The 17,240-nt window shown below is 70.2% G+C and carries 17 protein-coding genes; 11 read left to right on the forward strand and 6 right to left on the reverse strand.

What is annotated here, in order from left to right; genetic code table 11:
- The first annotated feature begins 4 nt into the window (after positions 1 to 4).
- The 6 genes from J7E22_RS07415 (at position 5) to J7E22_RS07435 (ending at position 6,410) form a co-directional block, all read left to right on the forward strand.
- Positions 5 to 1,765 carry a PH domain-containing protein gene (locus tag J7E22_RS07415; RefSeq protein ID WP_214980296.1) on the forward strand — a complete coding sequence of 587 codons (1,761 nt, stop codon included), beginning with the start codon at positions 5 to 7 and terminating at the stop codon, positions 1,763 to 1,765.
- On the forward strand, positions 1,762 to 2,454 hold the full coding sequence (locus J7E22_RS07420) for a DUF2520 domain-containing protein (RefSeq protein ID WP_308159173.1): 693 nt from the start codon (positions 1,762 to 1,764) through the stop codon (positions 2,452 to 2,454). Before J7E22_RS07415 ends, J7E22_RS07420 begins: the two co-directional genes overlap by 4 nt.
- Before the next feature lie 572 nt (positions 2,455 to 3,026).
- Positions 3,027 to 4,529 (forward strand): lysine--tRNA ligase, encoded by a 1,503-nt coding sequence (gene lysS, locus J7E22_RS07425; protein ID WP_214980299.1) that lies wholly within the window; start codon positions 3,027 to 3,029, stop codon positions 4,527 to 4,529.
- 53 nt (positions 4,530 to 4,582) lie between these two features.
- Positions 4,583 to 4,786 (forward strand): hypothetical protein, encoded by a 204-nt coding sequence (locus tag J7E22_RS07430; RefSeq protein WP_214980301.1) that lies wholly within the window; start codon positions 4,583 to 4,585, stop codon positions 4,784 to 4,786.
- A 90-nt stretch (positions 4,787 to 4,876) separates the two neighbouring features.
- Positions 4,877 to 5,008 (forward strand): hypothetical protein, encoded by a 132-nt coding sequence (locus tag J7E22_RS17880; RefSeq protein WP_285439846.1) that lies wholly within the window; start codon positions 4,877 to 4,879, stop codon positions 5,006 to 5,008.
- 343 nt (positions 5,009 to 5,351) lie between these two features.
- Positions 5,352 to 6,410: a sigma-70 family RNA polymerase sigma factor gene (locus J7E22_RS07435; RefSeq protein ID WP_214980303.1), complete on the forward strand. Its 1,059-nt coding sequence runs from the start codon at positions 5,352 to 5,354 to the stop codon at positions 6,408 to 6,410.
- A 188-nt stretch (positions 6,411 to 6,598) separates the two neighbouring features.
- Here the strand turns inward: J7E22_RS07435 and J7E22_RS07440 are convergent, their stop codons facing one another.
- Both J7E22_RS07440 and J7E22_RS07445 read right to left on the reverse strand, forming a co-directional pair.
- Positions 6,599 to 7,624 carry a hypothetical protein gene (locus J7E22_RS07440; protein WP_214980305.1) on the reverse strand — a complete coding sequence of 342 codons (1,026 nt, stop codon included), beginning with the start codon at positions 7,622 to 7,624 and terminating at the stop codon, positions 6,599 to 6,601.
- Between the two features lie 50 nt (positions 7,625 to 7,674).
- The gene (locus tag J7E22_RS07445) at positions 7,675 to 8,607 is read right to left on the reverse strand and encodes an NAD(+)/NADH kinase (RefSeq protein ID WP_214980307.1); all 933 of its coding nucleotides are present in this window, start codon (positions 8,605 to 8,607) and stop codon (positions 7,675 to 7,677) included.
- A 67-nt stretch (positions 8,608 to 8,674) separates the two neighbouring features.
- Between J7E22_RS07445 and J7E22_RS07450 the strand changes: the two genes are divergently transcribed.
- Both J7E22_RS07450 and J7E22_RS07455 read left to right on the forward strand, forming a co-directional pair.
- A complete protein-coding gene (locus J7E22_RS07450) occupies positions 8,675 to 9,217 on the forward strand; it encodes a Clp protease N-terminal domain-containing protein (RefSeq protein WP_214980309.1) in 543 nt (180 codons plus the stop codon).
- Between the two features lie 248 nt (positions 9,218 to 9,465).
- Complete coding sequence (locus tag J7E22_RS07455) at positions 9,466 to 11,985, forward strand: ATP-dependent Clp protease ATP-binding subunit (protein ID WP_214980310.1); 2,520 nt, start codon at positions 9,466 to 9,468, stop codon at positions 11,983 to 11,985.
- A gap of 98 nt (positions 11,986 to 12,083) precedes the next feature.
- Here J7E22_RS07455 and J7E22_RS07460 read toward each other — a convergent pair whose 3' ends face one another.
- Together J7E22_RS07460 and J7E22_RS07465 are read right to left on the reverse strand one after the other, a co-directional pair.
- A complete protein-coding gene (locus tag J7E22_RS07460; RefSeq protein ID WP_214980312.1) occupies positions 12,084 to 12,536 on the reverse strand; it encodes an SRPBCC family protein in 453 nt (150 codons plus the stop codon).
- A gap of 97 nt (positions 12,537 to 12,633) precedes the next feature.
- Positions 12,634 to 13,284, reverse strand: coding sequence for a DUF1345 domain-containing protein (locus tag J7E22_RS07465; protein WP_308159174.1), 651 nt, complete (start codon positions 13,282 to 13,284; stop codon positions 12,634 to 12,636).
- 168 nt (positions 13,285 to 13,452) lie between these two features.
- On the opposite strand from J7E22_RS07465, the gene J7E22_RS07470 reads away from it, so the two are divergent.
- Together J7E22_RS07470 and J7E22_RS07475 are read left to right on the forward strand one after the other, a co-directional pair.
- Positions 13,453 to 13,995 (forward strand): amino-acid N-acetyltransferase, encoded by a 543-nt coding sequence (locus J7E22_RS07470; protein ID WP_214980314.1) that lies wholly within the window; start codon positions 13,453 to 13,455, stop codon positions 13,993 to 13,995.
- A 63-nt stretch (positions 13,996 to 14,058) separates the two neighbouring features.
- Positions 14,059 to 14,796 carry a hypothetical protein gene (locus tag J7E22_RS07475; RefSeq protein ID WP_214980316.1) on the forward strand — a complete coding sequence of 246 codons (738 nt, stop codon included), beginning with the start codon at positions 14,059 to 14,061 and terminating at the stop codon, positions 14,794 to 14,796.
- A gap of 241 nt (positions 14,797 to 15,037) precedes the next feature.
- On the opposite strand, the gene J7E22_RS07480 is transcribed toward J7E22_RS07475, so the two are convergent.
- On the reverse strand, positions 15,038 to 15,244 hold the full coding sequence (locus J7E22_RS07480; protein WP_214980318.1) for a cold-shock protein: 207 nt from the start codon (positions 15,242 to 15,244) through the stop codon (positions 15,038 to 15,040).
- A gap of 234 nt (positions 15,245 to 15,478) precedes the next feature.
- On the opposite strand from J7E22_RS07480, the gene J7E22_RS07485 reads away from it, so the two are divergent.
- Positions 15,479 to 15,862, forward strand: coding sequence for an SseB family protein (locus tag J7E22_RS07485; protein WP_214980320.1), 384 nt, complete (start codon positions 15,479 to 15,481; stop codon positions 15,860 to 15,862).
- A gap of 13 nt (positions 15,863 to 15,875) precedes the next feature.
- Here the strand turns inward: J7E22_RS07485 and radA are convergent, their stop codons facing one another.
- Complete coding sequence (radA, locus tag J7E22_RS07490) at positions 15,876 to 17,237, reverse strand: DNA repair protein RadA (protein ID WP_214980322.1); 1,362 nt, start codon at positions 17,235 to 17,237, stop codon at positions 15,876 to 15,878.
- Positions 17,238 to 17,240 lie beyond the last annotated feature (3 nt).

Below are 17,240 nucleotides of genomic sequence, written 5' to 3' on the forward strand. Positions count from 1 at the left end.
CGCCGTGACGTTCCGACCGGGTTCCGTGCCCCCACCGCCCCGTCTGCACGGGAACGCGGCAGCGGCGGCACCGCTCACCGACGGCGAGTGGCACCGGCTGCACCCGCTGACCCCGCTCCTCAAGGGCGGCATCTTCCTGATCGTGGTCCTCGGCTACCTGCTCAACAGCCTGCGTGACCAGGTGGTCGCGTTCCTGATCCCCGGCAGCGGCCCCCAGGAGGACGGCGACCCCGTCCGCTTCGTCTGGGAGCACGGCGTGCTCGGGTGGGTCCTGCTCGGCATCGTGGTGCTGCTCCTCGTCCTCATCGGCCTGTTCTGGTTGTCGTGGCGGATGCACGAGTTCCGGGTGACCGGCGAGATCGTCGAGGTCCGGTCCGGCGTGGTGTTCCGCAACCACCGGAAGGCACGGCTCGACCGGATCCAGGGCATCAACATCTCCCGCCCGCTCGTCCCGCGCCTGCTCGGCACGGCGAAGCTCGAGATCGCGCAGGCCGGCAACGACGCCAACGTGCAGCTGGCGTACCTCGGGGCACGGGCCGCGGACGACCTGCGACAGCGCATCCTGGTCCTCGCCTCCGGCGCCAAGGACGACGGCGGTGCAGCCGGGCCGGGGCGCGCGTCGAACGGACGGCTGATCGACCGCGTCGACGAGGTCTTCGGGCCCGAACTCGACCCGAGCGTCATCAGCGCCACGCGGATCGTGCGCGTGCACCCCGGCCGCCTGATCGCGTCGATGGTGCTGTCCGGCACGACCCTCGTCCTCCTCGCGGTCGTCGCGGCGATGGTCGTCAGCGTGGCGCTGACCGGCGCGTACGGGGTCCTGTTCGGACTGTTCCCCGCCGTGATCGGTGTCGGCAGCTACTACGTCCGGAAGTTCTCGCGGTCGCTGCAGTACACGATCGCCGAGACCCGGGACGGCATCCGCATCGGTTTCGGCCTGGTGTCGACGTCGAACGAGACGTTGCCGCCGGGGCGGATCCACGCCGTGAGCGTCGCGCAGCCGCTCATGTGGCGGCCGTTCGGCTGGTGGGACGTCCGGATCAACCGGGCCACCAACGCGGGGAACGGTGCGTCGAAGGACCAGCGCACCTCGTCGATCGTGCTGCCGGTCGGCACCGCGGCCGACGTGCGACAGGTCCTCGACATCATCCTGCCCGGCCTGGTCGGGACCGCGGTCGTCGGTCCGTCCGCCTCGCAGGAGCAGCTCCGGCAGGGATCGGCGGAGGCAGTGGACGTCGTCGACGACAGCCTCACCACGACCAGGGGCCGCGGCGGGTTCACCTCGTCGCCGACCCGGGGTGCGTGGCTCCGCCCGCTGGCGTTCCGCCGCAACGGGTACCGTTTCGTCCCCGGAGCAGTCCTCCTGCGCCTGGGTGCCGTCTGGCGCTCGCTCGTGATCGTGCCGCTGCCGCGCGTGCAGAGCGTGAAGGTCGAGCAGGGACCGCTCGAGCGTGTGCTGCGGCTGGCGTCGGTGCACGTGCACACGGTGTCCGGCCCGGTCTCCGCCCGCATCGGTGCGCTCGACGCCGTCGACGCCCAACACTTCTGGTCGGACGTCACACGCCGTGCCGTCGAGGCGGCTGCCGCCGACACCTCCCACCGATGGCGCGAACGGGAGGCCCGACTGCCGTCCGGCACGTCGGCCGCGGTCGCGCAGGCGGTGCCGCAGGTCCCGCCGACGGTCCCGGCGTCCGGCCCGCCCGCCGCCCGGCCAATCGTCTCCGCCGGGTGGGGCGACGTGCCGTCCCCCGAGGTGACGCGGTGAGGGCCGGACGGCTCGGCGTCGGCATCATCGGTGCCGGACGCGTCGGCCCCGTCCTCGGTGCCGCCCTGGCGAACGCGGAGCACGCGATCGTCGGGGTGACCGCCGTGTCCGACGCCAGCCGTGACCGTGCCGATGTGATGCTGCCGGGAGCGCCGGTCCTGCCGACGCCCGAGCTCGTCGAGCGGAGCGAACTCGTGCTGCTCGCCGTGCCGGACGACCAGCTGGCGGGGCTCGTGCAGGGGCTGGCGGACGCGGGGCTCTGGCAGCCCGGGCAGCTCGTCGTGCACACCAGCCCTGACCACGGCGTCGCGATCCTGGCGCCCGCCACGGCGGCCGGCGCGATCCCGCTCGCGATCCACCCGGCGATGGCGTTCACCGGCACGAGCGTGGACCTGGCACGGCTCCGCGAGGCCTGGTGTGCCGTCACCGCCCCCGCACCCGTGCTGCCGATCGCCCAGGCGCTCGCCGTCGAGATGGGGGCGGAGCCGTTCGTCGTCGCCGAGCAGGACCGGCCGGCGTACGCCGACGCCGTCCGGGCAGCGGTGAGCTTCTCGACCGCGATCGTCGACCAGTCCGCGGGGACGCTCTCCGGCATCGGTGTGGAGCACCCCGGCCGGGTGCTCGGTGCGCTCGTCCGGTCCGCCGTCGACAACGCCCTCGCCGCCGCCGACGGTCCGTCGGCGCTGTAGCGAGCGGGGCTCCTCCGCGTGGGGGAGGTCAGTGGCCGAGGTGCGGCGTGCAGCGCACGCCGACGCCCACCGTCGTCTGCGCTGGTCGCGCGCGTGGGCGGGATCGACAACGGCCGCAATGACATCGTGAACCGATGACAGAGCGGTCGTGTCTCGCGCGGCGCCGAGAGGTACAAGGCCGAGGCTGGCAGTACACATCACCCCCGCCCATCTCGCCACCACCATCCTGCGTCCGCGTGCACATCCCGCCGCCAGTCCGCGTGCAAATCGAGCACCCCTCCGGCCGCCTAGACATCCCATGCCCTTCATGTGCAGGGCGTCGCCAAAACTCCGTACGCGGACTTCGTCCGCGGCACTCGTCCTGGCTCGGCACTGGGCAGGAGCAGTGCCGTCGCCAGCGCCCGCACTGTGACCCCGCCCGCCTCACCCGGGCGATGGCGTCAGCGTGCGGTCCGGTCCGGACACGTCCGACCTGACCGACATCGTGGTGAGAGGGCTCCTCGTTCCGGGCGCCAGCCGAGCGACGGGTAGCATCGACGCATCCCCACGACCCCTACGGAGCCGCACCAGCAATGACCGACGAGACCACCGCCGACGCACTGTCCGCCGAGGAGACCAGCGAGCAGCGACAGGTCCGGCTCGACAAGCGGGCGAAGCTCCTGGAGTCGGGCGTCGACGCGTACCCGGCCGGGCTGCCGATCACGACGACCATCCCGGCGGTCCGTGCGCAGTACGAGCACCTGGAGACCGGCGAGGAGACCCAGGACGTCGTCGGCATCGCCGGCCGCATCGTGTTCTCGCGCAACACCGGCAAGCTCTGCTTCGCGACGCTGCAGTCAGGCGACGGGTCGCGCATCCAGGCGATGGTGTCCCTGGCCGAGGTCGGCGACGACTCGCTGGCCCGCTGGAAGGAGTTCGTCGACCTCGGCGACCACGTGTTCGTGCACGGGCGCGTCATCTCATCCCGCCGCGGGGAGCTCTCGGTGATGGTGGACGACTGGGCGATGGCGGCGAAGGCGATCCTGCCGTTGCCGAACCTGCACAACGAACTCAACGAGGAGACCCGGGTCCGTCAGCGGTACCTCGACCTCATCGTCCGCGAGGGCGCGCGCGCGAACGTCCGTGCCCGTGCCGCGGTGATGACCTCGCTGCGGCAGACGTTCGCGGCGCACGAGTACCTCGAGGTCGAGACGCCGATGCTGCAGACCCAGCACGGCGGCGCCTCGGCACGACCGTTCGTGACGCACTCGAACGCCTTCGACACCGAGCTCTACCTGCGCATCGCGCCCGAGCTCTTCCTGAAGCGCGCGGTCGTCGGCGGCATCGACCGTGTGTTCGAGGTCAACCGGAACTTCCGCAACGAGGGCGCCGACTCGACGCACTCGCCCGAGTTCGCGATGCTCGAGGCCTACCAGGCGTACGGCGACTACGAGCAGATGGCCGACCTGACGCAGGAGCTCGTGCAGAACGCCGCGCGCGCGGTCACCGGCGGTGCACTCGAGGTGACGCTCACCGACGGGTCCTCGTACGACCTCGGCGGCGAGTGGCCGCGCATCGACATGTACGGCTCGCTGTCGGAGGCGGCCGGGCGGGAGATCACGCCGGCGACGCCGCTGTCCGAGCTGCAGGAGCTGGCCGCCGCCGAGGGCGTCGAGGTCGCGCACGCCACCCACGGCAAGTACGTCGAGGAGCTCTGGGAGCACTTCGTCATCGACTCGCTCGACCGCCCGACGTTCGTGATGAACTTCCCGGTCGACACGTCACCGCTCACCCGCGAGCACCGGACCCGTCCGGGGATCGTGGAGAAGTGGGACCTCTACGTCCGCGGGTTCGAGCTCGCGACCGCGTACTCGGAGCTCGTCGACCCGGTGGTCCAGCGCGAGCGCTTCGTCGACCAGGCCCGCCTGGCTGCCGGCGGCGACCCCGAGGCCATGCGCGTCGACGAGGAGTTCCTGCGGGCGCTCGAGCACGCGATGCCGCCGTCGGGCGGCATGGGCATGGGCATCGACCGGCTGCTGATGGCGATCACGGGGCTCGGGATCCGCGAGACGATCCTGTTCCCGCTCGTCAAGTAACGGGGGCGTCGGACGCGGATCGCGCCCATGGTTCCGCGAGGTACCATGCTCGGGTGCCGCATGGAGTCGTGACCGGGATCATCTTCGCACTGACGCCGACCGTCGTGGTCGGCCTCGTGTTCTGGTTCGTGATGCGCGCCATCATCCGAGCCGACCGCTCCGAGCGTGCCGCGTACGCCAAGGTCGAGGCCGAGGAACGTGCCCGCTTCGAGCGCGAGCACGGCATCTCGGCGCCCGCACCGGCTTCCGCCGAGTAGGACCGGCGGCTCGCCCCGTCTTCCTGCCCGCCGGCAGATCGACACACGGGGTTCACCTGCCCGCCGCCTCGGGCGGCGACGATCGTCGGCATGGCAATCCTGCATGTGTTCACCGGCCGCAGTCTCGTCGGTGACATCGAGAGTGAGTACGACGAGTTCGACCGGGACACCGACGTCGAGGTCGTCAAGCAGCGGGACGGGCGGCTCGAACCGTCCTGGTGACCCCCATCCGTTCCTCCTTCGGGGTACGTCGACCAGATCGCCACGATCTGGATCGCCGTACCCTTTTCTCGTGTCCGATCGGCGCGGCACGGCGGGGTACAGGTTCGGAAACACCGGAGAAACATCGATGGAAGCCCGGAAAACAGGCGACTTCCCCTTGATCGCGGCGTTCGTGCAGGGCCAGACTGACGACGAGGCGTACCCCGTGGGGGACGGTTCCGGGGGTGCAGTACGAAAGGTCCCTGGGAATCGATCCCCGGGGTTTGTGGGGTACACCTCATGACCGCTTTACTCGTGAACACCCCCCACCGAGGTCAACACCAGCGAACGCAAGGGAGTCATCATGACGATCGCAACGGCAGGACCCAGCACGACCACCGCACGCCGCACCAAGAAGACGGCTGCCCCCAAGACCACACTCTCGAACTCCGAGACCACCACGCTCGACACCGAGGTCGAAGCCGATGAGCAGCTCGCCGGCGTCCGTGGTGCATCCGTCGACCAGGTCGGCGACTACCTCCGTCACATCGGTCGTCTGTCGCTCCTGACCGCCGAGGAAGAAGCGGACATCGCCCGCCGCATCGAGGTCGGTCTGTTCGCCGAGGAGAAGCTCGCGAGCGAGCCGGGCCTCGACAAGACCCTGCAGCGCGAGCTGCGCTGGTTGATCCGCGACGGTGAGCGCGCCAAGGAGCGCATGATCACGTCGAACCTGCGCCTGGTCGTGAGCATCGCCAAGCGGTACTCGCAGCGCGGCCTGCCGTTCATGGACGTCATCCAGGAGGGCAACCTCGGCCTGGTCCGTGCGGTCGAGAAGTTCGACTTCACGCAGGGCTACAAGTTCTCGACCTACGCCACCTGGTGGATCCGCCAGGCGATCTCGCGTGGTCTCGCCGACAAGGCCCGCACCATCCGCATCCCGGTGCACACCGTCGAACTGATCAACAAGATCTCGCGCACCGAGCGCGACCTGACCGTCGACCTCGGCCGTGCGCCGATGCCGGAAGAGGTCGCAGCCGAGCTGAGCATGAGCGTCGAGGAACTCGTCGACCTCAAGGGCCGCTCGCACGAGCCGGTGTCGATCCACACCGTCGTCGGTGACTCCGACGACAGCGAACTCGGCGACTTCATCGAGGACGAGGACGCTGCGTCCCCGAACGAGCTCACCGAGACCACGCTGCTGCACCGCGACATCCGCTCGATCGTCTCGGAGCTCCCGAGCGACGAGGCCAACGTGATCCGCATGCGCTACGGCCTGGACGACGACAAGCCGATGACGCTCGACGAGATCTCGAAGATCGTGCACACGACCCGTCAGGCCGTCAGCCGGGTGGAGTCCCGCGCGAAGCTGCGCCTGTTCGCCAAGGCCGTGTCGCAGGACATGCAGCTGTACCTGACCGACTGAGTCAGACGACTTCGGCCGATGCGTGAGCGTCGGCTCGGGGAACCGGTCGACCTGTGGGAAGGCGACCCGGTGGGGTGATGGGACGGCCCGTCCAGGCAGCAGCCTGGGCGGGCCATTCACGTGCCCGGAGCCGGGGCCGAAGCCGAAGCCGGAGCCGAAGCCGGAGCCGGAGCCGGAGCCGGGCTGTGTCAGACCTGCGCCGGAGCAACCGCTCCCGCCGCTGCCGTCGCGCCGGAACGGGGACCCCCGGACCGCACCAGCCCGACCGAGCGCACCGCGATCGTGCCCACCAGCGCGGTGGCCGCCGCGACCACGACCCACGCGGCGACGACGCCGAGCGCACCGGCACCGCCGGCGGTCAGCACGCGGACGGCGTAGGTCGCGCTCGCGGCCGCGGTGAACGTCATCGCCCAGAAGCCGATCGCGAAGCCGGTCCGCAGGTACCGGTGCACCAGGAACACGTGGGGCAGCACGAACGCCACCATCGTCCCGACGAGCAGTGTGTGCACGATCGACGGGCCGCCGCCGGTGATCACCCACCAGGCGTTGCCGGCGACCGCGGGCGGCGCGGACAGGATCGCGATCGTCGGGAACAGCGGCGCCGGCAGCGCAGGACCGGTGGTCAGGCGACCGAGCAGCACCGCCGTGACGAGCACCCAGAACAGCACACCCGCCGCGAAGAACCCGCTCGCGACCACGGGTTGGCCGATCGCGCCGAGGGACTGCGCCGCGAGCAGGGAGCCCGCCACCGTCGGCAGGAGGTAGCCGCCGTGCAGGGTCCCCGGCTCCCGCGGCACGGTGAGGAGCGAGCTGAGGAACCAGGCGCCGAACGCCGCCGAGAGCGTGACCATCGTCCACACCCCGATCGTGCCGAGCACGGGCAGTGCGGCGGCGACGTGTGCGCTGAGGAGCGCACCGATCGCGGGCACGAGCGCAGCGAACGGACCGAACACCGGGTGTCGGAGGTCCGCGCCGATCGCACGGAGGCCACCGGCGCGACGGAGGTAGCGGACGATCGTGCCGATCCAGAGCAGGGCGGCGATCACCCAGAGCGCCTCGCCGATGACGGGCGGTGCTCCGAGGTCCGTGCCGGCAGCGGTCCAGGTCCCGGCGATCCCCGCCGTGCCGAACGCGATGCCGAACGTGTTCAGGGCCAGTCGCGGCCGGGCCGGCGCGACGGGTGCGGCCGGTGCGACCAGAGTGGTGTGCTCCATGGTGTTCCTCCTCGGGCTCATGCCCAGGAGAAGCAAACCACCTAGGGTGGTTATTCCTCGAGGTCGCGGCCGAGCTTCTGGCGCAGCTCGCTCGGGATGAGCTCGATGAGCTGGTCCGGGCGCAACGGCAGGTCGAGCAGGCTCAGCTTCACGCGGCCGGTCCGTCCGTGCCGCTCGGCGTCGAGCCGCACCACGCTGCCCGCGTCCTTCCGCAGCCGGATGTCGATCTGCGCCCCGGTCGCCACCTCGCCGACCACCAGGCCGTCCACCTCGAGCGCAGCGCTCCTGGTGCCCTCGGCGATGTCGAACCGGTAGCGCTCGCGGGCAGCCAGCACCACCGACCGGTCGATCCCGGCCATCGGCGCGACCGGCGTCACGACGGAGCCGGACAGCGCGGGGGAGAGCACGGGCCCACCCGCGGCGTAGTTGTACGCGGTGGACCCCGCGGGCGTCGACGCGACGATGGCGTCCGCCCGGTAGTAGCCGTACCCGAGCCCGCCGACGCTGAGGTCCGCCGAGACCTGACCGGCCCCCGGGCGCCGCACGATCGTCAGGTCGTTGAACGCCAGGTACTCCGTCCGTGCACCGCCCCACGACAGCCGTGCTTCGAGGGCGTGGTGCGGCTCGAGCTGGTACTCGCCGGCCGACAGCCGTTCCAACACGCTCTCGAGCTCCGGCGGTTCGATCTCCACCAGGAACCCGACGTTGCCGTAGTTCACGCCGAGCACCGGGACCGGACGCTTCGCCACGAGCCGCATCGCGCCGAGCATCGTGCCGTCACCGCCGAGGGCCACCACGAGGTCGACGCGGTCGGTGAAGTCGTCGTCGTCGACCACGTCCACGACGTTGCCGAGTCGCTGGGCGTCCGCTCGTCGGGCGATGAGCTCGCCACGACCGGACGAGTTCCACCGCTGCAGGGTCGTGACGGACTCCTGCACGTTCTTAGTCGGGTGCACGACGAGGCCGACGACGGGCTGATCCATGCCTGGATGGTACCCAGCGCGTCCGAACACCCGGTTGCCGCGAGTTCGTATGCAATATACTGAATGAATGCCCGCCGCACCGCTCGCCGTCGCCCTGCCCTCCCTCCGCTCCGGCCGCGAGATCACGCTGCTCGCCGAACAGGAATCGCGCGAGAGCGGGTACGGGTTCCTCGACGCCGAACACCTGCTCGTGGCCGCCGTCGTCCTCTGCAGCGGGATCCCCCGGCTGCGTGAGGTCCTGGTCGCGCACGGGGTGACACCTGCCGCGGTGCGACCGGCTGTCTCCGCCTTCGTCGGCGCAGGCGCAGGCGCAGGAATGAGGGCAGGAGCGGGAACGGGCGCGGGCGCAGGTCCCGGTGCCGCGGACCCCGAGCAGCGCGAACCCGTCGCCTGCTCGCCGGCCGCGGCGCGCGTGCTCGCCCGAGCCGCGCAGCTCGTCGGGCCGGGGGACCGTCTCCGCCCGGACCACGTGCTCCTCGCCGTCCTCGACGGCGTGGACGACCCGCTCATGGGGTCGGCGCACGACGTCCTCGAGACCGTGGGCGTGGACGTGCGCCGGCTCCGCCAGGCACTCCGGCGCGCGGGCCGCCGTCTCGGTCCGGTCGCCTGACCGCTCCGGGTGACGGGGGCCGTGGATCCGGCCCACCACCGGACGGGAGGCACGGTGCGCGACCCGCACCGCGCCTCCCGTCCGTCGTCTCCACACCATGGTGCGCGCCGGACGCAACGAGGTCACGCCCACGGCGAACAGGGGCAGCCCGCGGGGGGAGCGCTGGTTAGTCTCGATGTACGCGACCGGTTTCACACGATTCCGGTGCAGTTGTCGGCTCCGATTCCACAAGGGGCCAAGGGAGAGACATGTTCGAGAGATTCACCGACCGGGCCCGTCGTGTTGTCGTCCTCGCTCAAGAAGAAGCGAAGATGCTCAACCACAACTACATCGGCACCGAGCACATCCTCCTCGGCCTCATCCACGAGGGCGAGGGCGTCGCCGCCAAGGCGCTGGAGTCGCTCGGCATCTCGCTCGACGCCGTGCGCGAGCAGGTCCAGGACATCATCGGCCAGGGCCAGCAGCAGCCGACCGGGCACATCCCGTTCACGCCGCGCGCCAAGAAGGTGCTCGAGCTGTCCCTGCGCGAAGCGCTGCAGCTCGGCCACAACTACATCGGCACGGAGCACATCCTGCTCGGCCTGATCCGCGAGGGCGAGGGTGTCGCAGCCCAGGTCCTCGTGAAGCTCGGCGCCGACCTGAACCGCGTCCGCCAGCAGGTCATCCAGCTCCTGTCCGGGTACCAGGGCAAGGAAGCGGTCGCCGTCGGCGGCGAGACGCAGCAGAACGGCCAGCAGCAGGGTTCGCAGGTCCTCGACCAGTTCGGTCGGAACCTCACCCAGGCGGCCCGTGACGGCAAGCTCGACCCGGTCATCGGGCGCGAGAAGGAGATGGAGCGGGTCATGCAGATCCTCTCCCGCCGTTCCAAGAACAACCCCGTCCTGATCGGTGAGCCCGGCGTCGGCAAGACCGCCGTCGTCGAGGGCCTCGCCCAGGCGATCGTCAAGGGCGACGTGCCCGAGACGCTGAAGGACAAGCAGCTCTACTCGCTCGACCTCGGGTCGCTCATCGCCGGGTCCCGCTACCGCGGTGACTTCGAGGAGCGCCTGAAGAAGGTCACGAAGGAGATCCGCACCCGCGGCGACATCATCGTCTTCATCGATGAGATCCACACCCTCGTGGGTGCCGGTGCCGCCGAGGGTGCGATCGACGCGGCCTCGATCCTCAAGCCGCTCCTCGCCCGCGGCGAGCTGCAGACGATCGGTGCGACCACGCTCGACGAGTACCGCAAGCACTTCGAGAAGGACGCCGCACTCGAGCGTCGCTTCCAGTCGGTGCAGGTCAACGAGCCGTCGCTGCCGCACACCATCAACATCCTCAAGGGCCTCCGCGACAAGTACGAGGCGTTCCACAAGGTGTCCATCACCGACGGTGCGATCGTCTCCGCGGCGAACCTGGCCGACCGCTACGTGCAGGACCGCTTCCTGCCCGACAAGGCGATCGACCTGATCGACGAGGCCGGCGCCCGCCTGCGTCTGTCGATCCTGTCCGCGCCGCCGGAGCTCCGCGAGTTCGACGAGAAGATCTCGACGGTCCGTGGGTCGAAGGAAGCCGCGATCGAGGAGCAGGACTTCGAGAAGGCCGCGAGCCTGCGCGACGAGGAGAAGAAGCTCCTCGGCGAGCGTCTCCGCCTCGAGAAGCAGTGGCGTGCCGGTGACGTCGCCGCGTCCGGCACCGTCGACGAGGGCATCATCGCGGAGGTCCTGGCGCAGGCCACGGGCATCCCGGTGTTCAAGCTCACGGAAGAGGAGACCTCGCGCCTCGTCTTCATGGAGAAGGCGCTGCACCAGCGGGTCATCGGTCAGGAAGAGGCCATCTCGGCTCTGTCGAAGACGATCCGCCGCACTCGCGCCGGCCTGAAGGACCCGAACCGCCCCTCGGGCTCGTTCATCTTCGCCGGCCCCACGGGCGTCGGGAAGACCGAGCTCGCCAAGGCGCTCGCGGAGTTCCTATTCGACGACGAGGGCGCACTGATCTCCCTCGACATGTCGGAGTTCGGCGAGAAGCACACCGTCTCGCGCCTGTTCGGTGCCCCTCCCGGGTTCGTCGGGTTCGAGGAGGGCGGCCAGCTCACCGAGAAGGTGCGCCGCAAGCCGTTCTCCGTGGTCCTGTTCGACGAGATCGAGAAGGCCCACCCGGACATCTTCAACTCGCTGCTGCAGGTGCTCGAAGAGGGCCGCCTGACCGATGGTCAGGGCCGCGTGGTCGACTTCAAGAACACCGTCATCATCATGACCACGAACCTCGGTTCGCAGGGCATCGCCGGTGGCCCGGTCGGCTTCCAGGTCGAGGGTGACTCCTCGGTCGGGTACGACCGGATGCGCTCGAAGGTGAACGAGGAGCTGAAGAAGCACTTCAAGCCCGAGTTCCTGAACCGCGTCGACGACACGATCGTGTTCCCGCAGCTGTCGCAGTCCGAACTGCTGCAGATCGTGGACCTGTTCGTGAAGCGCCTGGCGGACCGCCTGCTCGACCGCGACATGACCATCGAGCTGTCGCTGTCGGCCAAGGAGCAGCTCATCAAGGTCGGGTTCGACCCGGCACTCGGTGCTCGCCCGCTCCGTCGCGCGATGCAGCACGAGGTCGAGGACCAGCTGTCCGAGCACATCCTGCAGGGTGAGCTCACGGCGGGCGACCACGTGAAGGTCGACTTCACCGGGGGCAAGTTCACCTTCGAGACCGGGCGTCAGCCGGGTCGCGAAGAGGTCCTCGCCGGGGCTGCCGCGGTCGAGACCGCGGACGCGCCGCAGGGCGAGATCGAGTCCTAGGACCCGACCAGACGACAGACGGGAGGCCCGGTACCAGCTGGTACCGGGCCTCCCGTCTGTCTGTGGTCACGTCGTGGACGTGACCCGCTGATCCGTGATCAGGCCTGGACGTCGCCGCGCCAGCCCGGCTCGGTGGGGGCGTTCTCGACGCGCTCCTTGAAGTTCTGCAGGTCCTTCTTGACGGCGTGACCGCCGACGCCGACCGCGGAACCGAGCTTCTCGAGGATGCCGGAGGGCTGCCAGTCGATCTGCACGGTGACGCGCGTCTCGGTGTCACCGAGCTTGTGGAACGTCACGACACCGGCGTGGTCGGTCTCGCCGTCCTTGACGGTCCAGGCGACGCGCTCGTCCGGGTGCTGCTCGCTGATGACGGCGCGGAAGTCGCGCTCCTGCCCGGCGACCTTGACGGTCCAGTCGAGGGTCTTGTCGTCGATCTGGACGATCTTCTCGACCTCGTCGAGGAAGAGCGGGAACTCCTCGAAGCGGGTCCACTGGTCGTAGGCGGCGCGGACGGGGACGCTGACGTCGACGGTCTCGATGATCTGGGGCATGGTGCTCCTTCGTTCGTCGTTCACGGTGTGCTCTGGTGACGGTAGGCCGACCGCGCTGGGTGGGCTCCCGGGGCGTGTCCCCCGTGCCCGCGAGCGGTCAGCCGCCGAGGCCCGCGACCAGGTTGATGACGCTCGCGATGACGACCGTGCCGAAGAAGAACGACAGCAGTGCGTGCCGGAGCGTCGCCACGCGCACCTCGCTCGACCTGATCGTCGTGTCGGACACCTGGTACGTCATGCCGACCGTCACCGCGAAGTAGGCGAAGTCCGAGTAGCGGGGCGGCTCCGGCTGGTTGAAGTCGATGCCACCCGGGGTCCCGCTGTAGTAGTACTCGGCGTACCGCAGTGTGTAGAGCGTCTGCACGAGGAGCCACGACAGGAACACGCTCACGACACCCAGCGCGGCCGCCAGGTCCTGCGCGGGTCCGTGCAGGCCACGAGCGCCCGAGAGGACCACGAGCAGGGCGACCACGCTCGCGATCGCGGCGCCGACGAGGAGCAGGTCGGTCACGGTGCGGCGCGGGTCCTCGCGCGCGGCGCTCCGGGCCGTGCGCTCCGCGTCGAAGCGGAGGAGGGGCCAGGCCGTCACGACGTAGGTCGCGCAGGCGGCCGCCCACCCGATCGACGGCGCCCACTGCGGGCCGACGACGACGGCGGCGGCGATGCCGACGAGCACGCCGATGATGACCATCAGGAGCAGGCGGGTGCGGTACCGACGGGATCGGTGCGCGGAGGGGGTGACGTCCACCTGGCCAGCATGGTCTGCGCCAGCGGCGGGCGTCCGGGGAAGGCCGCTCCCGTGGCTGAGGGTGCGGGCAGGTGGGTGGCGGGTCGGCGTGGTCGCGGGTGGAGTGGTCGCGGGTCGGGGCGTGTGGTCGCTGGGTCGCGGCCCGGCGTGGGCCGTAGGCTGGGGCGGATGACTGCACACGGGAAGCACGCGTTCCACGAACGGGACGAGCACGGGATCCTCGTGCGCCCGGCACTGGCGTCCGACGTCCCGCACATCCAGCGGCTCATCTCGCCCTACGTCGACCGGCGCATCCTGCTCGGCAAGGAGAACGTCGCCCTGTACGGCTCGATCCAGCAGTTCCGGATCGCCGAGGGGCCGGACGGTGTCCCCATCGGGTGTGGAGCCCTCGCCGTGTTCTGGGACGACATCGCCGAGGTCCGCACGCTCGCGCTCGACGCCGACTGGATCCACAAGCGCGTCGGACACCGCATGCTCGAGGCGCTCGAGCACGACGCTCGCGAGCTCGGCGTCGCACGGATCTTCTGCCTGACGTTCGAGGTCGAGTTCTTCGCGAAGCACGGGTACCTGGAGATCGGCGAGCGGGTGGTCTCACCCGACGTCTACGCCGAACTCGTGCGGTCGTCGGACGAAGGGGTCGCGGAGTTCCTCGACCTCGCGCGGGTCAAGCCGAACACGCTCGGCAACACCCGCATGCTGAAGATCCTCTGACGGGTTCGCGCGACGTCGGCGTCGCGTTCCGGCTGGTTGCGCGTGGGCACTTACCCTGTGCGCATGTCGTCGATCCGCCACCCCGTCGGGCCCGAGGAGCCGCGCGTCTACTGGCGCCGCCGCGCTGCCGTGATCGGGGTGCTGCTGCTCATCGTCGTGGTGGTCGTGCTCATCGTCGTGGGACGGGGGAACGGAGCGACCTCGGCGGCTGAACGGTCGGCGTCCGCCAGCGCGCGGCCCGCGGTGTCAGCAGGGGCGCCCGGGTCCGGGTCGGCTGGAGCCGGGTCGGCCGGGGCCGTGACCGGTGCTGGGGCGGGCACTGCTGCCTCCGCATCGGCGGCTCCCTCGGCGGGTGCCACGACGGCCGCCGGTGCCGGGTCGGCCACGAGCGGCGACGGGAGCACCTGCACGAAGGACCAGATCGACCTGGTGCCCGTGCTGGACAAGACGCGCTACGGACCGACCGAGGACCCGAAGGTCGCGATGTCCATCAAGAACACCGGGACGAGTGCCTGCCACATGGACCTCGGGTCGTCGCAGCAGGTCCTGACGATCAGCTCCGGCCAGGAGCAGTACTGGTCGTCGAAGGACTGCCAGACCGGTGGGACGCACCAGGACGTCACGATCAAGGCCGGGCAGACGCTGACCACGCCGGCGATCGCCTGGGACCGGACGCGCTCGTCGACGTCGACGTGCGAGTCGTCACGGCCGGCGGTGACGGGAGGCGGTGCGAGCTACCACCTGCAGGTGGCGGTGGGGAGCATCTCGTCGAAGGCGTCGGCGCAGTTCATCCTGGGCTGATGAAGGAGCCGCTGGGCTGACGGAGGAGCCGCGCTCATCCGGCCGGCCGGTGTCCGTGCTTGGGGCTCTGCCGGGGTCTGTGCTTGTGCTTGTGCGTGTGCGTGTGCGTGTGCGTGTGCCAGTGCCCGTGCCGGCGGATCGACGCGTCATCGCGGACCCCGCTCGGCTTCATGTCCCGGGACATGCAAAACGGGCCCGCCGTCCCGGAGGACGACGGACCCGTTCAGCTCAGCTGATGTGATCAGCCGATGACGACGATGTTCTCCGCCTGCGGGCCCTTACGGCCCTCAGTGATGTCGAACTCGACCTTCTGGTTCTCCTCGAGCGACTTGTAGCCATTGCCACCAATCGCGGAGAAGTGAGCGAAGACGTCAGCGCTGCCGTCGTCCGGGGCGATGAACCCGAAGCCCTTTTCGTTGTTGAACCACTTCACGGTACCAGTTGCCATAACGGCGTTTCCTTACTTCAAATGCAGTCGAAATGCGCCACGCGGGACAGTGCCGGCGAGGCGGGTGCAGGGCCATCCAGCCCGAAGACCAACGACCAAGTGGGTTCCCAACGCGCTGATCGGCGCAGAGAACGTGGACTCCCGCCGAAGCGGTTGACACCACCGTAGCGTGGATCGCGGCCGTTGGGGAACCCCATGTCGCTGATCGGCCAAGAATCTGGTGGACTAGGGGTGATGGCATACAAGGAACAGCGCTTCCGGAGCGAGCAGCTCGAGGAAGCGCTCGCGCAGCAGGACGTCGCCGCGGTCGCGTACGCACTGCGGAACGACATCGTGATCGTGCCCCGGCTCGTGACGGGCAAGAAGGACATGCAGGTGCGGGTGTTCGGCCGGGAGGGGACGGAGCAGCGCATCCTGCTCCTGTTCTCCTCTGCCGACACGTACACCGCGATGGTGCCCGACGAGAAGATCCGTCAGGTGATGGTCTACGACGGGCCGAGGCTCGAGGAGTTCCTCGCCGCACACCTGGAGACGCTCGAGGCGGTGTTCTTCGACATCGCGGGACCCCACACCATGCAGTCGACGCCCCAGGACCTGCTCGCCGCGCTCCGCGCCTGAGCGCGGAAGCGCGTCAGAACGCGTTGTCGAGTTCGCGTTCCCGGGGCGACTTCGCCAGCGAGAACGCGACACGCAGGGCTTCGCGGAGGTGCTCCGAGTCCGACCCCAACACGGTCGTGAACCCGAGTCGAGCGGCTTCGCTCCGGCGTTGCTTGGTCCCGGTCGCGGGTCGGATCTCGCCGGCCAGGCTGATCTCGCCCACCGCCGCCAACGTGTGGGGGTACGGGCGATCGCGAGCGGCGCTGGCGAGTGCGAGCGCGATCGCCAGGTCGGCCCCGGGCTCGGTGAGCTTCATGCCGCCGACCGTGGAGACGTAGACGTCGGCGTCGGACAGCTTCAAGCCCGCGCGTCGTTCGAGCACCGCGAGGAGCATCGCCACGCGGGAGGCGTCGACCCCGTTCACGACCCGGCGCGGTTGCGGTGCCGAACTCGGCACGACGAGGGCCTGCACCTCGACCGGGAGGGCCCGCCGGCCCTCGAGCGCGACCGTCACGCACGTGCCGGAGACCGGCGTGCTGTTGCGGGACATGAACAGGCCACTCGGATCGGGGACTTCGCGGATGCCGTCGCCGGTCATGTCGAAGCACCCGACCTCGTCCGTCGGGCCGAAGCGGTTCTTGAGCGCCCGCACGAAGCGGAGCGCCGTCTGCCGGTCGCCCTCGAAGTGGCAGACGACGTCGACGAGGTGCTCGAGCAGCCGTGGACCGGCGATCGTGCCGTCCTTCGTGACGTGTCCGACGATCAGGACGGGCAGCGCGCGGTCCTTCGCGACGCGGATCAGGGTCGACGCGACCTCGCGCACCTGGGACGTGCCGCCGGCGATGCCGTCGATCGTGCTCGACGAGATCGTCTGCACCGAGTCGGCGATGAGCAGGTCCGGCTTGACCTGGTCGATCTGCCCGAGGATGACGCCGAGGTCGACCTCGCTCGCCAGGTACAGGTCGTCGTGCATGGCGCCGGTCCGCTCGGCGCGGAGACGGACCTGGTCCACGGATTCCTCGGCGCTGACGTACAGGACCCGCTTGCCCTCTGCGGCAGCGCGGGAGGCGACCTCGAGCAACAGGGTCGACTTGCCCACGCCCGGCTCGCCGGACAGGAGCACGGCTGCGCCGGGGACGATCCCGCCGCCGAGCACGCGGTCGAACTCGCCGATGCCGGACCGCCACCGCTGGACGGACGTGCCACGGGCCTCCGTGATCGGACGCGCGATGCGGGCGCCGGTGACGGCGACCGCCGTCGTGCCGCGGGAACTGGCGGACGCGGCGGAGGTGTCCTCCACCGAACCCCACGTCTGGCACTCGCCACAGCGGCCGACCCACTTCACGCTGGTCCAGCCGCACTCGGTGCAACGGTAGAGGGATTGCGGGCGGGCCATGGC

The sequence above is a fragment of the Curtobacterium sp. ISL-83 genome, assembly GCF_018613895.1.
GTDB lineage: Bacteria > Actinomycetota > Actinomycetes > Actinomycetales > Microbacteriaceae > Curtobacterium.